Genomic DNA, 15,995 nt, shown 5'->3' on the forward strand with positions numbered 1-15,995 from the left:
TTTCCGGACAACCTCTAAACAAATATGCAATAATAATAGATATTAAACATGGAAAAATCATAGTACGCATCAGGAATAACATCCCTATTATAAAAAGCAGTATGAAACAAATAGTTATATGACGTTTTTGCATGTGTTTAGCATAGCTAATTTACTGAAAAATATGCAATTTATTTTTCCTATGTTGAAAGTATTTTACGATTTGTAATACTATCGTTTTTTACTAAAATTTAGTTGTTTAATCCGCAGGCAAAGATAGATTTTGAGCTCTCTAAATATCTCTTTTGCTATTATAATTATGCTAGTTAATAGGGGAAGTAACTTTTATATGATGTCAGAAATTTTATTTTTCGGAAAGAATCTTGGATAGAGAGGAAAGCTTCTACAAAAAGAAATATGTGCGCTAAGAAATACAAAATAGCAGCATTAATAGTTGCAGCGGGAGTAGGCAGTAGATGCAATTCTACGATTCCTAAGCAATATATAAAACTGGCAGGTAAATCTGTTTTATTTCATACAATTAAAAGATTTCTGGCTAACCAATATATAGATTACATAAGAATAGCAATTAATAGAGACCATGAAAGTTTCTATGAGAAAGCTATATCACTCATTACAGACACTAAATTACTAAGCCCTGTATACGGAGGAGAAAACAGGCAAAGTTCAGTTAAACTAGGGCTTGAAAGCTTACAAAAAATTAACCCAGATTTTGTAGTTATACACGATGCTTGTAGGCCTTTTGTGTCAGATGTTCTGATAGATAACTTGGTTGAATCTATGATTAATGATCAATATACAGGAGTAGTTCCAGCAATAGAAGTTGAAGACACTATGTCATTGGTGAGTAATAGTTTTATTGAATCTACGATTTCAAGAGGAAAGCTCAGAGCCATACAAACCCCTCAAATTTTTAATTTCAAAGAATTATTATCATGCCATCAATCAGTCAAAGAATTTACTGACGATTCATCACTAATGGTAGAGCACAAAAAACATGTTGCGATTATTAAAGGTGAGAAAAGCAATTTTAAGTTAACCACAAAAGAGGATATCAATATGGCAAAGCTTCTTTTTGAAGAGCCAAAATTTCGTGTCGGAGCCGGTTATGATATACATAAGTTCATTAAAGTTCAAAATGGTGCTGAAAGCTTTATAAAAATTTGCGGTGTGAAAATTGAACACAACATGGCAATAGAAGCGCACTCTGATGGTGATGTTGCAATACATGCAATCGTTGATGCAATACTCGGAGCACTGGGATGTGGCGACATAGGAGAGCACTTTCCTCCTAGTTCCTCTGAATGGAAAGATTGCAATTCATCTCACTTTCTTGACTTTGCTGCTAAAAAAGCAAAAGAAAAAGGGTACAGCGTGTCTAATTTAGATATTACTATAGTTTGTGAAGAGCCTAAAATATCGCCTTACAAAGTAGAAATGAAGAAATTCATATCAAAAGCATTAGAAATTGATGATGAATTTGTAAATATCAAAGCAACCACTGCAGAGAAATTAGGTTATATTGGAAGAAATGAAGGAATAGCAGTGCATGCTTCTGTGTTATTGCATACAAACTTTTATTGGGAATAGAAACGAAAAAACTTACTTGACACCCTTCGCCAGCCCCCTTATCATGAAACTGAAGCTATTTATTTATCTTCTCTGTACAGATTAAATGACAAAAAAACTCACGTATCTGGCGTCCCATGTTTAATTTTTTGCACTATGTGCACCTTATGTCTTTATAAAATTTCTAGGTTTTTACCTAATATAAGCAGAAATGCGCTTATAAAGCATTTAAAACATCAAAAAACGCCGATTTAAAAAATGGATAGTGAATAACTAGCTACCCTAGGGTTTCTTTTGCCTTTTTTTCTGTTTAGTAAATTTCTTAATGTTTATAATTTAGATTAGTTGCGGCTTAAAAGCAACTAAATCGCGGTTATTAAGCGTTTAGAATAAAAAAACGCCATACTTGAAAGTATAATGTAAGTAATTAGCCAACCACGGGGCTTCTTTTGCCTTTTTTTTTATTTGGTAAATTTCTTAATATTTATGGCTAAACGACAATCGTCATCCCGCTACTTGTTAGCGGGATCTAGAGATACCGCGGCGGCATGACGTAGGACTGCTGTCATTCAAGTAGCTGACGCTGGAATCCAGCCTTGCTGTAATCTCATCAAGAACGTTGTGTTTTAACATAAGATCAGCCACTTTTATGCTTACCAACTTAATAAAATTCCTGGATCCAAGTAGTCAGGCTACTCGGATGACACCTTCATAAAGTGAAATGAGATCCCGCTAACAAGCAGCGGGATGACGAGAAAGGGGCTACTCGGATGACACCCTCATAAAGTAAAATGAGATCCCGCTAACAAGCAGCGGAATGACGGGAAAAGAGGTGCTGGGATGACACCTTCATAAAGTGAAATGAGATCCCGCTAACAAGCAGCGGAATGACGGGAAAAGAGGTGCTGGGATGACACCTTCACAAAGTGAAATGAGATCCCGCTAACAAGCAGCGGGATGACGGGAAAAGAGGTGCTAGAATGACACCGTTTACTATGTAACATCTCATCATATCACAATGTTCGTACAGTTGTGGCGGTATGACGTAGAAAAACTGTTAACTTAAATCTATATTGACATGTCCCATTTTACGCTTATCCCTAACCTCTTTTTTCCCATATATGGTTAAACTAGCTTTTTCGTTGCTCAAATACTTATGAGAATCATATATATCATTACCTATTATATTTTTCGTCATACAAGGAAAGCGTAATACTACTTCCTGCATAGGTAGCCCGCATATTATCCTAACTAGCTGTTCAAATTGACTAACGTTACATGCATCCAAGCTCCAGTGGCAAGAATTGTGAGGTCTTGGAGCTAGTTCATTAACTAACAATTCGTTATCCCTAGTAACAAAAAATTCAATAGCCAGAATTCCTATTACATCAAGCGCATTTGCTATTTTCTTTGCAGCTCGTTGTACCTCTTGAGTTAATTTACTATCTATTTTAGCTGGCACTGTTGAAGTATCAAGTATTCCATCAACGTGGTAATTTTCTGCTATAGGAAAAAAAGCTACTTTACCGTTTTTATCTCTTGCAACGACTATTGAAACCTCTTTCAGTAAATCAACACTTGCTTCAAGAATGTACTCTGTATTCCAATCAAAGGAAGCAAATTGCTTCACTTCAGAATCATTCTCAAGCACATATTGCCCTTTTCCATCATAACCCATTTCTGTTGTTTTCAGCCTTGTTGGATAGCCAAAAGCTCTACTGCTTTTCAGTAGCTCATTATAATTTTGTATACTTTTGTATTCAGCAGTTTTTATACTCAAGCTTCTAATGAAATCTTTCTCTCTAAGCCTATTTTGCGCAATGTGTAACGCTTTTTTACCCGGATAAAAATTTACATCGATATCAATTGCACTACATGGAATATTTTCAGACTCAATAGTGACCAAATCCACACTCTGTGCAAAAGATTCAAGCGCTTTCTTATCAGAGAAATCTGCTATTGTGAAATCATCAGCAATAGAACAAGCTGGATCGTCTTTAGCACTGGCAAAAACATGTATTTTTTGTCCAAGTTTTGTTGCAGCGATAGCAGTCATTTTACCTAATTGTCCACCACCTATTATTCCTATTACTTTTTTGCTCAGCGCATCTGGTTCATTCATACTATAAATTGATATTTCCTAATTAAAGTATACTTGAAAAATCTATGAAAAAAGTATATAATTAAAATACTATTTTCTTATCATGAATATTTTATAATGATAGAATACACACTAACTACCAACTTTGTTGAAGTTACAGTTTTACCAATTTATATTGAAGAGCAATCCATTCCTTATGAAAATTGCTATGTATGGATGTATAACGTTAAGATAAAAAACAAAAGCCAATCAACTATTCAATTGTTAAGTCGTCATTGGCAAATAATAGATTATAAGGGAAAAGTAAATGAAATTGCCGGAGTTGGTGTTATCGGAGAACAACCTGTGATAAAATCTGGAGAGGTATTTAAATACACAAGTGGAACATACTTAAATGTACCGTCAGGAATAATGCAGGGTAAGTATGAATTTCTGAATGAAGAAAGCATAAAAGTTTTTGAAGTTATGATACCACCCTTTTCTTTGGATAGTCCATACATCAAAACTAGACCCCATTAACTGTCAAAATAGTTTATTTGTAACCAGACTGCATTCTGTGATTTTTAGCAAAGCACGATCTTTCATTTGAGCTTTCTTCAATTTAAAATAAATACAGAAACTAGCTATCTTCAAAAATATGGTTGAATAATTGTTAATAATAGTGTATAATTATTAATATTTTCAAGCATTTTTGCCATGGCTCTTTCAAAATTTCTCGATCCTCGCAATGATTTGTGTTTCAAAAAAATCTTTGGAACGGAAAAAAATAAGAATATCCTGATCCACTTTTTGAACGATATTTTAGGGTTTACTGAGATAAATGCAATACAAGAAGTTGAGTTTCTTAGCACTATTATGGATCCCGAAGTTGCCTCTGATAAACAAAGTATTGTTGATGTTCTCTGCAAGGATTCTCACGGAAATAGATATATAGCAGAAATGGTGCGACCTGAAAGTCTTCGGTCATATTGTTTAAAAGGAGAGGAATTCCTCCAGAAAGAAACTGAAAGGATTCTAAAACTTATTAAACCAGATGTTTTGCCATCTGAGTCTACGCATCAGTGCGAATCGGGCAACCGGTTGGTGCCAAGCGATGCGGACAATGAACCTCCTCTTGAAAAAGAAGATGCTCAATCGTGAGAGGAGCATAAACTACAAGCATCATGTGGTTGGAGAGCTAGGCTAGTGGTATGGTGAACGTAAGTGAAACTTCAAAGTATCGTAATTATGAAGGAGCTAAAGATGCTGATAAGCTCTAACCAAAAAGGTAATGTGGATAAGTTACATTTCTCATTTCTAGATGTACGCAAATAATAACTCCACCGGTATAGAGAAGTCACCTAACCCACTGTTGTATGACAGAAGGAACAGGGTAAGCCTGTATTTTCGCCTACATGGCAAGCAAACCGCAAGGAATGCTGATGGAAGTGCAGGTAAAGGAGAATGGAGAAAGCGAATGCCATTTTGTAACGAAATGGATAGAATTTGTAACATTAATTCGCGTGAAAACGAGCAGACTTCCGTTTGGTCCCTCGTGACAAGAAACTTTGTTAACCACTTAAGGTAGGAAAGCAGATGATTACAAGTAAACCTGTAAGTGCATCTACCGAAAGCTTTGAAGCATGGAAGCAGTTGCCATGGAAGAAATGCCAGAAAGTTATTGTGAGGCTACAAAGACGTATTGTTAAGGCTGTCCAAAAAGGAAGATGGGGTAAGGTAAAAGCTTTACAACATCTTCTCACACGCTCTTTTAGCGGAAAAGCTTTGGCTGTTAAGAGAGTAACTGAAAACCAAGGAAAAAACACAGCGGGTGTAGATCGTCAATTATGGTCAACTTGCAATGCTAAATTTCAAGGAATAAAGCAGTTAAAGCAAAGAGGATATAAACCTTCTCCGCTAAAACGGATTTATATCAGTAAATCTAATGGCAAAAGAAGACCTCTTGGAATACCATCGATAAAAGATAGAGCCATGCAAGCATTATATCTGTTTGCTCTGGAACCGATAGCTGAAACAATCAGTGATCGTCACTCCTATGGCTTTAGGCCTAAAAGATCCTGTGCAGATGCTACAGTAGCTTGTCATTTGTTACTGGCAAGTCGTAATCAACTACAATGGATACTTGAAGGTGATATCAAAGGATGCTTTGACAACATTAATCATGAATGGCTTATGAAGCATATTCCTATGGAGAAGAAAATTCTGCATAGTTGGTTAAAAGCTGGCTTCCTAGAATCGAAAACTCTGTATCCCACAACTGCAGGTACCCCGCAAGGTGGTATAATTTCTCCAATACTAGCCAATTTAGCCTTAAACGGACTTGAAAAGTTATTGGAAAGTCGATTTGGTAAACTCGGCAGTAGAAGAAGAAACAAAATCAGAAGTGGAGTGAACGTAATCAGATACGCAGACGACTTTATTATTTCAGGTTTCACACATGAAGTACTGGAAAATGAAGTTAAGCCTTTAGTATCATCTTTTCTTCATGAGCGAGGTTTAATTCTTTCAGAAGAGAAGACAAAGATTACATCTATCACAACAGGGTTTGACTTTCTTGGTTGTAATGTACGTAGATATAATAAGAAGTTAATTATTAAACCTTCGAAAGAAAGTATTAAAAGACTTCTTAATAAAGCACGTACATTGATAAAAGCAAATATAGCGAACACTCAGGCTATAGTAATTAAGTCACTCAACTCTCTACTGAGAGGATGGGGAAATTACTATCACCATGTGTGTGCTAAAAAAGCGTTTAGAAAGATCGACAATGAAATTTGGCATAGTTTATGGAAATGGGCAAAGAAAAGACATCCTCGTAAAGGATTACGTTGGATAAAGAATCGTTACTTCAAAGTAATGGGTCAACGCCAATGGGTCTTTGCTGCACCCATATGCAAGAACAAACCAAAAGAGATACGGTATTTAAGACTGCTTAAGCTGATTGATATACCTATCAGACGACATGTTAAAATCAGAGCGGATGCAAATCCCCTTGACTTAAAATGGAAAAAGTATTTTGATGAGAGAGTGAAACGAACAAGAATGTTAGCAAGCTCTTTCTCAAGAGAAGGTTCTCTACTGTTGGTGTCACCATTAAGAATGATGTTTCCTGAGGAATCATGAAGGACAAGCCGGTTCTAGAAAAGAAGAACTTAGATAAGGGGCTCAAGCGTAGTGTGGGGAAACCTGCATGCTGCGTTTCTAAGGGAGGGGGTAGTAGTAATACTGCTTCCTTACCTGACCAGCTCGCTAGAGACAAGGGCTTCGAAAAACGCGCTCAATTATATGCCGCTAAAGCCTACTCAAGACAATTAGATAAATCTGGCAACTACATTGATTTAAAGAAAGTCTTCTTTATTGCTATATCAAATTGTAACTTACTTCCTGAAGAAGTTGATTATATTTCTACTCACAATATACGTGATATAAAAACTAACGGCCATTACTTAAAAGATTTTCAATTTATCTTTATAGAATTGCCCAAATTTTCAAAAAGTAAAGTAGAGCAGCTAGAAAGTACAATAGAAAGGTGGTGTTTCTTTTTTAAATATGCAGAAGAAACAACAGAAGAGGACTTAAAAGAGATAGCAGAAAAAGCACCAATAATAAAGCTGGCGTATGATGAGTTAGACAAGTTTCGTTGGAACGAAAAAGATTTAGTAGCCTATGAAGAAAGGATAATGGATCTACGCAAAGAAGAAGCCATTCTTGAATACAGACTTGATCTTGCTACTGAAAAAGGCAAAAAAATTGGTAAAGAGGAAGGGAAAATTGAAGGGAAAATTGAAGTCGCAAAAGCAATGCTGGCTAATAATGTTGATGTCAACACTATTGTCAAGTTTACTGGCCTTTCTATTAGTGAGATTGAAGAATTAAGTGGAAATCTGTGAACGGTTACGTTTATTTTTTATCCTTATCATCAAGTGTAAATAAGGTTATTGTAGAGATTAAGCCTATTATAACTATTATTAACGAAAATGGGGCAGCTTCTCTATAGCGCTCATCGCTTACAAGTTCATATATTCTAGTTGATATAGTTTCAAAATTAAATGGTCTTATAATAAGTGTTGCTGTGAGCTCTTTGATAGTATCCATAAATACGAGCAAAAATCCCGATAATATACTCTTCTTGATGAGAGGGATATGAACATTCAAACATGTGGAAATAGGTCCATGACCCATAGTATATGCAGTCCACTCAATTTCATTTGGTGTTTTTTTGAGCCCTGACTCTACCGCCTTGAAAGATATAGCAAAAAAACGAAATAAATATGAGTAAACTAATGCGCCAATAGTTCCTACCAAGCTAATTTCCACAATATATTGAGTAATGAAAGAGGATATTCTGCTTAAAAATATTATTATGCTAATTGCGATAATTGCATTTGGAATTGCGTAGCCTAAAGAAATGAGACGTGCTACATTATTGATTACCTTATTTTTACGCGCCGTATATCCAATAATTATTGCAATGCTAATTGAGATTAGTGCAGTGATGAATGATAAACTAACGCTATTTGCTATTATGTTATAGAATCTTGCTTCATATATGAAAAACCCCTTCTCTATGCTCCAATATATGAGCGGAATCATTGGCAAAATAAAACCTATTAATATCGGCAATACACACATAAGATAAGCAAAGATCAATGGTATAGTGCCACTTATACTCCGTTTGTTGTGATAATCTGAATTGGTATTGATTGAAGAGTAGGATATTCCTTTTTTTTGTAGTTTTTTTTCGATAGCTATTAGTGTTGCAACGAAAATCAACTCTGCAACTGCTAAAACAGTAGTTGAATATTTGTCATGCAGTAAAAACCAGGTGCGATATATTCCTGTTGTGAAAGTATCGATAGCAAGAAACTGTGGTGTGCCGAAATCTGTAATTACTTCCATTAGTACCAAAGACAACCCAGCTATAATTGATGGGCGTATGGAGGGTATGATGACAGAAAACAGGCTCTTCAATGAGGAGAACCCAAGTGTTGACGCAATAGTGACTGAGTTACTAACATTCTTTAGACTTGAGCGGACTAACATATAAACGTATGGATATAGGCTGAATCCCATTACTAATATTCCACCACCTAGGGATTTTATTTCAGGAAACCAATAGTCACCTTTGCTCCACTCTAAAATGTCTCTTAATGAGCTCTGCACCGGACCTGAAAACTCTAGTGTATTTACATAGACGAACGCTACTATATATCCAGGAATCGATATTGGAAAGAATAAAGCAATCTCAAAAATTTTACTTCCAGGAAATGAAAAAAATGTGGTGAGCCAAGCTGGAATTACTCCAAATATGAAAGATATTCCCCCTACTCCTACCATCAAAATTAACGTACTCAGTATATATTCAGGAAAAAGTGTACTGATTACCCATTCGGAATTCGCTGAATCTGTAAATAAGATTGATATTAACGATAGTATAGGACAGACGAATAATATACTTACTAAAAATAAGAATATATTTTTAAATACTCTTAAAAACATTAATTTGAATCTATATTTTATATTAAAATGTTATATGTAAAAACTGAAGATATCCAGTAATTAACAGCCGTACTATTGAATATCTTTATAATTTTGTATATCATGTTTTTAGTTGATAAGTGAATAATCATGAGCTTCGTCATTGCAACTTTCTATCACTTTGTAGAACTCTCTAATTATTATGACATGAAAGACGAAATAAAAGCTGCATGCAACAACGTTGAGTTAAAGGGCACTATACTCCTTGCAGAAGAGGGTGTTAATGCAACAATATCTGGTGAAAGAAACGCAATTGATAAAATATTCGATTTTCTACGTTCTGATTATAGGCTAAGGGACCTTACATGGAAAGAGAGTGCAGCAGAATATCAACCATTTAGCAAGATGAAGGTAAAATTAAAAAGAGAGATTGTGAATCTTGGTGTAAGCAATCTTGATATTTCCCTTAAGGGTAAATATGTTGATCCAGAGCATTGGGATGATTTTACTTCTCAACCTGACGTTTTAGTAATAGATACACGAAACGAGTATGAAGTGAAATTAGGCAAGTTTAAGAATGCAATTAATCCACACACACAATGTTTCCGTGAGTTTCCTCAGTGGACAGAGTCATTTTCTGAGAGTAAAGACCTGAAAGTGGCTATGTACTGCACTGGTGGGATTAGATGCGAAAAATCTACAGCATATATGAAAAGCCTTGGATTTAGTGATGTTTACCATCTTAAAGGCGGCATTCTTTCTTACCTTGAAAAAACTTATAATAAAAATGGTAATTGGAAAGGAGAATGTTTTGTTTTTGATGATAGAATTGCTGTTGATAACTCACTTACTCCAAGCAACACAATAAAATGCATATTCTGCTCAAATCAAGTTTCAACTGATAAACTGAAATCAGTTCCACGTGGCCAAGTGGTTTGTTCTGATTGTAAACTTCAGTGTTATAGCTATAATAAATAAAACATCATACTGCTGCAGTTGTATGCACGTTGTGATTTGAGAGCAACCTCTACCAGAAAGGGTGTCATGCCAGTGCCCAGACACTGGCATCCAGGTTCTTTTTTTCTAGATTCCAGCGTCACACGCTGGAATGACAAAAAAGCTGATTTTTAACGTAGATAATGGTTATGCAAGAAGTCTACTTCTTACCCTTAATCAACTCTAAAGCCTTCTCCAGATCTATACTCTCAATATCTGCACTCTTGCCCAAAGCAACGTTTGTTTTACCGCATTTTATATAGAATCCGTACCTACCGTTGCAGATAAAAACTTCTTTTCCCTTTTCATTAACCCCGAGAGATTTTAACTCTTTGCGTGGACTGTTTGCAATAATTTGTACAACTTCGCTCAATTCTGTATTCAGCACCTCTTTGGAGCTTTTCTTAAGAGAAAAGTATTTACCATCATAGAAAATATAGTACCCAAATCGTCCAAGGCATATTTTTACTTCCTTTCCGGTTTCAGGGTGTTCTCCGATTACTTTTGGCAAGGAAAGTAACTGAGTAGCGGTGCTCAGATCAATCTCATTAACATTTATATCTTTTGGTATGGAAACCGTTTTTTTCTTTTTTAACTCGTTATTAAACTCCAGATAAAGTTCAAAAGGACCCTTTTTGATCATCACTTCTTGGTTTGTTATATCATCTATACCTAAACTTTTTGGATATTCTGAATTGTCGTTACTGCCCGTAATTTCTTTTGTATGGTTGCATTCAGGATAGTTAGAACATCCAAGGAACACCCCGGCTTTTCCAAAGTTCAATTTCAATATGCCATCAGAGCAAGCAGGGCATTTTGTATTCACCTCTTTTTTTCCTTCTTCTGAACAAAACCAATCGATTACCAAATCGTGAATGCCGCTGAAAACTTCATCATGCGTCATTTGCTTGACAGAGTTTACATGACCAAAAAATGGCACCCAAAAGTGGCCTAATTCTTTTTTCCAATCTGCATGTCCATTTGAAATTAAATCAAGCTTTTCTTCCATTTGTGCTGTGAAATCATACTCTACACAACGCTGAAAAAAAGTTTCTAAAAATATAGTAACGATTTTACCACGACTGCTTGGAATAAACCTTTTGCTATCCAATGAAACGTACTCACGATCTTGTAATACCGAAATAATTGTTGCATAAGTTGATGGTCGACCTATACCGATTTCTTCCATTTTTTTAACGATACTTGCTTCACTATAACGAGGTGGCGGTTGAGTGAAATGTTGTTTTGGCTCAACTGAAATCAGCTTGCATGCTTCCCCTTCCTTCATGGCAGGTAGCAGGCCTTCATTTTCGGCTTCCATGTTATCTTGGTAGACTCTATAAAAACCATCAAAGAATATACTTGATCCACTTGCTCGCAGAATTACTTTCTGGTCAGTAGAACTAATTTCGACTACCACTTGATCAAGAATCGCCGACTCCATTTGACTTGCAATGGTCCTTTTCCAGATTAAATCATACAATTTAAATTGCTCTGGCGTTAAGTAATCCTTAATACTACCCGGCGTTCTATTGATATCAGTTGGACGAATTGCTTCATGTGCTTCTTGAGCATTTTTGACCTTTTTTACATATTTACGAGGAAACTGCGGTAAATATTTATCACCATATAATGACTTAATTGACCCTCTAATTGAGTTTATAGCCTCATCTGCAATATGAAACCCATCTGTACGCATGTAAGTTATCAACCCTACAGTTTCACCACCAATATCGATACCTTCATATAAATTTTGCGCTATGCGCATAACACTTTTCACATTAAAATACAGTTTATTCACTGCATCTTGCTGAAGACTTGAAGTAATAAACGGAGGAAGCGGGTTTCTCTTAACTTGCTTGCGTTCTACTGTGCTTACAGCATATTGCCTTGATTCAATCTCCCTGACTAAGTTCTTTGCTTCTTCTTCATTCTTAATATCAAATTTTTCTAGCTTTTTATTGTCATAGTGGCTTAGCATAGCAAAAAAAGCCTCATCTTTGCTATTTTGCATTTCTGCTTTTATGCTCCAATACTCCTGTGTTATAAATTTACTAATTTCATCTTCTCGTTCGCATATAATCTTTAATGCAACAGACTGCACTCGCCCTGCAGACTTGCTTCCCGACAATTTTGTCCACAGCAGTGGTGACAAACTAAATCCAACTAGATAATCCAAAGCTCTACGTGCTTGTTGTGCACGCACTAAATCCATATTAATTTCACGTGGATTTTTTATTGCTTCTTGTACTGCTCTTTTTGTTATCTCATTAAAGACTACTCTATAAATGTTGTTTTCATTACTGATTGCTTTCTTTTCTTTTAATGTCTCTATCACATGCCAAGCCATTGCTTCCCCTTCTCTGTCTGGGTCTGTTGCAAGATATATATCTGATGTTTTGCTTGCGGCTTTTACTAGCTCTTTTATATACTTTTCTGCTTTTTCAATGGTTTCATACTTTATAGCAAAATCATTATCCGGATCGACAGAACCGTTTTTTGCTGGAAGATCCCTCACATGTCCAAAGGATGCAGCTACTTTGAACTCTTTACTCAAATATTTACCTATTGTCTTTGCTTTCGCAGGTGATTCAACTATTAATAATGCCATATTGTTAATTATTTTAGTACTTAAAGATAATATGTTGAGAAATATACAATGAAAAGTAAAAAAATATTTTAATGGTTCTTGTGAATTTTACGAACCGGGTTGTGGGACCTTTTCAGAAAACCCTTGGACGTTGCTATTTTTAAGTGACTTTGAAGGCTCATTACAATAGTATATGATCGCAGCAGCAACGAGAAGCTAGATTCCAGTGTCAGCTACTTGCATGACAAAAAAAGGAGCGCTGGGATGACATCCTCCCTTGTGGAAATTGCTCTCAAATCACAATGCCCGTACAGCCGTAACCCTAGAGGTACTGTTTCTCACCCACTGCAAATATTGCACGGTACTGTCCACTTGGTCGTCGTGGCGCGTTTCTGGAAACATTAAAATTTCATACTCAAAATCATTTAGCCATACTGCTTGATGCGGCAAAATAATCCTGCCAGACTCTATCATCGGAGCAATCCGGTGGAATCGAGTGAGCTTACCATCATGTGGCACTATTTCGATAATGGGCAAATGACTGTTTGCCTTCAGCTCTTGTGCTAATTGCTGACCACTTGTTTTGGCTTCGATCAAAATCGCGTGTGGTGACCATCTTGCAGCTAGTGATAAAACTTGTTCTTTAAGCTTTGGATACTCAAGCTTTGCGCGATATACATCAAGTAAATAGAATTTATTATCTATTTTTGCCCAGGTGGTGCAGACACTAAAGTTGCTCATGTCGCTTGTTGAAACCGCAGTATCCCAACTTTGTGTTACATGCGAGAGATTATCAGGAACATTTTTATAGCGCTTTAGCCACTCTCGTTTGACTATACCACTTGAAAGCGGCAGAGGGTTTTGTTGATATTGCGCAGCAAAAGCATAACTCCCAAGTTCAACTTTTATCGTCTCAACTTCTTCTTTTCCTCCATCGAGGGGATATAGCAACTGACCTTCTTCTCTTGAATATAATATCCTTACAGGTGACGCTGGTTTATTATATAATCGCCTGGTCGCACAGTGCTGAGCTACTCGGATGGTAGGAACGGGAGGTATTGGCTTTTTGATTGAATAAATAACCTGCTTATTTTCAGAAATCATTGGCAAACAAATATGATGCCATATGTTTTTTGGCTTGGAGAGAAGGTGTCCAGTTAAGTCCTCCTGGTGTAGCCTGTGCATTACAAGAACGATGACTCCTTTTTTTCTATCGTTCAGCCTGGTTACTAAAGTCTGATCAAACCAGTTTGTGGCACGCTTTCTAAGCGTTTCACTCAAAGCTTGAGCAGAACTGAGCGGATCGTCCACAATGATAAAATCACCACCTTCACCAGTTAGTGTTCCACCAACTGATGTTGCGATTCTGTATCCTCTCTGCACTGTTTGAAATTTATATTTTGTATTCTGGTCTTTGGATAGTTCTATCTCTGGAAATAGCGCTCTATACCAACTAGACTGCATCACGCACCTGGTGTCGAGCGAGTGCTTTTCGCTGAGCCGCTGAGAATAACTTGCAACTATTATTCTCGCAGTTGGTTGGTTTCCCAGTATCCATGCGGGCCACGCAACGCTTATGCACATGGACTTCATCGAGCGCGGAGGCATATTGAATATTATTCGTTTCACTTCACCAGCGCTCGCTGCTTCCAGCCTATCTGCTATGACTTTTATATACTGATAATCGTTATACTCACACCCCGGCACTACCGTTTGAAAGCACAGTTCAATGAATTTTAGAAAGTTCATGATATAATGTTGAAACCAACGCGTGACGCTGGGATGACAAAAAAAGGAGCACTGGAATGACACCTTACTTAACCGTCATACCGCGATTCATTCGCGGTATCTCTTAACATAGATCCCGCTAACACGTAGCGGGATGACGAATTACTTAACCATCATCTACACCGTCATACCGCGATTCATTCGCGGTATCTCAAAGCATAGATCCCGCTAACACGTAGCGGGATGACGAATTACTTAACCATCATTACACCGTCATACCGCGATTCATTCGCGGTATCTCTTAACATAGATCCCCCTACTATACCTTAACATAGATCCCGCTAACAAGCAGCGGGATGACGAATTACTTAACCATCATTACACCGTCATACCGCGATTCATTCGCGGTATCTCTTAGCCGCTAACAAGCAGCGGGATGACGAATTACTTAACCATCATCTACACCGTCATACCGCGATTCATTCGCGGTATCTCTTAACATAGATCCCGCTAACAAGCAGCGGGATGACGAATTACTTAACCATCATTACACCGTCATACCGCGATTCATTCGCGGTATCTCTTAACATAGATCCCCTACTATACCTTAACATAGATCCCGCTAACAAGCAGCGGGATGACGAATTACTTAACCATCATTACACCGTCATACCGCGATTCATTCGCGGTATCTCTTAACATAGATCCCGCTAACAAGCAGCGGGATGACGAATTACTTAACCATCATCTACACCGTCATACCGCGATTCATTCGCGGTATCTCAAAGCATAGATCCCGCTAACACGTAGCGGGATGACGGTTGTTGTTTAGCTATAAATATTAAGAAATTTACCAAATGAAAAAAAAGGCAAAAGAATCCCCGTGGTTATTATCCGCTTTAAAATATTGGCGTTTTTTATGTTTTAAACGCTTGACAAGCGAGATTCAGCCGCTTTTAATTGCAACTAACCTACGCTGCAAATGTTTAAGAAATTTACTAAGCAGAAAAAAAGACAAAGAATCCCCGAGTTAGCTAGTCTTTTACTATCTCTGTCGAGTATTGGCATTTTTTGATGTCTTGTAACGCTTTATAAGCGCGTTCAGCTTATTTAGATAAAAATCTAGATGTAGATGAAGTTTTGTAAAGACATACAGTATCTATATACTGCAAAAAATTGAACATAAGACGCCGACACATTAAGTAATCCTTACCTTTTAATCTGCAGATTGGCGAAAGCAAATACAATAGCTTCACTATCATGATAAGGGCGCTGGCGAAGGGTGTCAAGTAAGTTTCTATATAATATTTTCTAAAATAAATAGACTTCTCGCATCCAATTTTGGCAGCGCGCGACACACAACTGCAATGACAAGGTGTCGCAAGATAAACATCATATTCACACGAAGTACTTGACTTCACTTGTACTAAGAAGCATTTTATATATGTTGTGTGCCCGTAGCTCAGCTGGATAGAGCAACAGCCTTCTAAGCTGTGGGTCGTAGGTTCGAATCCCACCGGGCACACTCTTTTA

At 36.8% G+C, this 15,995-nt stretch carries 9 protein-coding genes, 1 tRNA gene and 1 pseudogene; 7 read left to right on the top strand and 4 right to left on the bottom strand.

The genetic code is table 11. The annotated features are described in order from the left end of the window. Positions 1 to 396 precede the first annotated feature (396 nt). Positions 397 to 1,590, top strand: a complete 1,194-nt coding sequence (locus tag ABWU55_RS00225; RefSeq protein WP_209472538.1) for a bifunctional 2-C-methyl-D-erythritol 4-phosphate cytidylyltransferase/2-C-methyl-D-erythritol 2,4-cyclodiphosphate synthase — start codon at positions 397 to 399, stop codon at positions 1,588 to 1,590. Between the two features lie 1,036 nt (positions 1,591 to 2,626). Here the strand turns inward: ABWU55_RS00225 and ABWU55_RS00230 are convergent. Continuing rightward, the gene (locus tag ABWU55_RS00230; RefSeq protein WP_353286332.1) at positions 2,627 to 3,691 is read right to left on the bottom strand and encodes a 5-(carboxyamino)imidazole ribonucleotide synthase; all 1,065 of its coding nucleotides are present in this window, start codon (positions 3,689 to 3,691) and stop codon (positions 2,627 to 2,629) included. Positions 3,692 to 3,787: 96 nt separating this feature from the next. Between ABWU55_RS00230 and apaG the strand changes: the two genes are divergently transcribed. From apaG to ABWU55_RS00250, 4 genes and pseudogenes are all read left to right on the top strand, one after another. Next, positions 3,788 to 4,189 carry a Co2+/Mg2+ efflux protein ApaG gene (apaG, locus tag ABWU55_RS00235; protein WP_007549064.1) on the top strand — a complete coding sequence of 134 codons (402 nt, stop codon included), beginning with the start codon at positions 3,788 to 3,790 and terminating at the stop codon, positions 4,187 to 4,189. A gap of 177 nt (positions 4,190 to 4,366) precedes the next feature. Beyond that, positions 4,367 to 4,612, top strand: a pseudogene (locus ABWU55_RS00240) (PD-(D/E)XK nuclease family transposase); the annotation flags it as partial. Positions 4,613 to 5,245: 633 nt separating this feature from the next. Then, positions 5,246 to 6,793 (top strand): group II intron reverse transcriptase/maturase, encoded by a 1,548-nt coding sequence (gene ltrA / locus ABWU55_RS00245; protein ID WP_151807757.1) that lies wholly within the window; start codon positions 5,246 to 5,248, stop codon positions 6,791 to 6,793. Beyond that, positions 6,790 to 7,560, top strand: a complete 771-nt coding sequence (locus tag ABWU55_RS00250) for an Rpn family recombination-promoting nuclease/putative transposase (protein WP_353286333.1) — start codon at positions 6,790 to 6,792, stop codon at positions 7,558 to 7,560. Before ltrA ends, ABWU55_RS00250 begins: the two co-directional genes overlap by 4 nt. A gap of 10 nt (positions 7,561 to 7,570) precedes the next feature. Here the strand turns inward: ABWU55_RS00250 and ABWU55_RS00255 are convergent, their stop codons facing one another. Further along, complete coding sequence (locus tag ABWU55_RS00255; RefSeq protein WP_264374021.1) at positions 7,571 to 9,169, bottom strand: ABC transporter permease; 1,599 nt, start codon at positions 9,167 to 9,169, stop codon at positions 7,571 to 7,573. 129 nt (positions 9,170 to 9,298) lie between these two features. Between ABWU55_RS00255 and ABWU55_RS00260 the strand changes: the two genes are divergently transcribed. After that, positions 9,299 to 10,126, top strand: a complete 828-nt coding sequence (locus tag ABWU55_RS00260; RefSeq protein WP_264705317.1) for a rhodanese-related sulfurtransferase — start codon at positions 9,299 to 9,301, stop codon at positions 10,124 to 10,126. A 178-nt stretch (positions 10,127 to 10,304) separates the two neighbouring features. Here ABWU55_RS00260 and topA read toward each other — a convergent pair whose 3' ends face one another. Together topA and terL are read right to left on the bottom strand one after the other, a co-directional pair. Then, the gene (gene topA, locus ABWU55_RS00265; RefSeq protein WP_353286334.1) at positions 10,305 to 12,755 is read right to left on the bottom strand and encodes a type I DNA topoisomerase; all 2,451 of its coding nucleotides are present in this window, start codon (positions 12,753 to 12,755) and stop codon (positions 10,305 to 10,307) included. A 276-nt stretch (positions 12,756 to 13,031) separates the two neighbouring features. After that, positions 13,032 to 14,483, bottom strand: coding sequence for a phage terminase large subunit (gene terL, locus ABWU55_RS00270; RefSeq protein ID WP_353286335.1), 1,452 nt, complete (start codon positions 14,481 to 14,483; stop codon positions 13,032 to 13,034). 1,430 nt (positions 14,484 to 15,913) lie between these two features. On the opposite strand from terL, the gene ABWU55_RS00275 reads away from it, so the two are divergent. Continuing rightward, positions 15,914 to 15,987: transfer RNA gene (locus tag ABWU55_RS00275), tRNA-Arg, on the top strand. Positions 15,988 to 15,995: the final 8 nt, after the last annotated feature.

This window comes from Wolbachia endosymbiont (group A) of Crataerina pallida, from assembly GCF_964028475.1.
GTDB classification, from domain to species: Bacteria; Pseudomonadota; Alphaproteobacteria; order Rickettsiales; family Anaplasmataceae; genus Wolbachia; species Wolbachia pipientis.

Bases quoted from the DNA above. Each gene is read 5' to 3' on its own strand.
- topA (WP_353286334.1), bottom strand. From the start codon at position 12,755: ATGGCATTATTAATAGTTGAATCACCTGCGAAAGCAAAGACAATAGGT.
- ABWU55_RS00230 (WP_353286332.1), bottom strand. From the start codon at position 3,691: ATGAATGAACCAGATGCGCTGAGCAAAAAAGTAATAGGAATAATAGGT.
- terL (WP_353286335.1), bottom strand. From the start codon at position 14,483: ATGAACTTTCTAAAATTCATTGAACTGTGCTTTCAAACGGTAGTGCCG.
- apaG (WP_007549064.1), top strand. From the start codon at position 3,788: ATGATAGAATACACACTAACTACCAACTTTGTTGAAGTTACAGTTTTA.
- ABWU55_RS00260 (WP_264705317.1), top strand. From the start codon at position 9,299: ATGAGCTTCGTCATTGCAACTTTCTATCACTTTGTAGAACTCTCTAAT.
- ABWU55_RS00255 (WP_264374021.1), bottom strand. From the start codon at position 9,169: ATGTTTTTAAGAGTATTTAAAAATATATTCTTATTTTTAGTAAGTATA.
- ABWU55_RS00225 (WP_209472538.1), top strand. From the start codon at position 397: ATGTGCGCTAAGAAATACAAAATAGCAGCATTAATAGTTGCAGCGGGA.
- ltrA (WP_151807757.1), top strand. From the start codon at position 5,246: ATGATTACAAGTAAACCTGTAAGTGCATCTACCGAAAGCTTTGAAGCA.
- ABWU55_RS00250 (WP_353286333.1), top strand. From the start codon at position 6,790: ATGAAGGACAAGCCGGTTCTAGAAAAGAAGAACTTAGATAAGGGGCTC.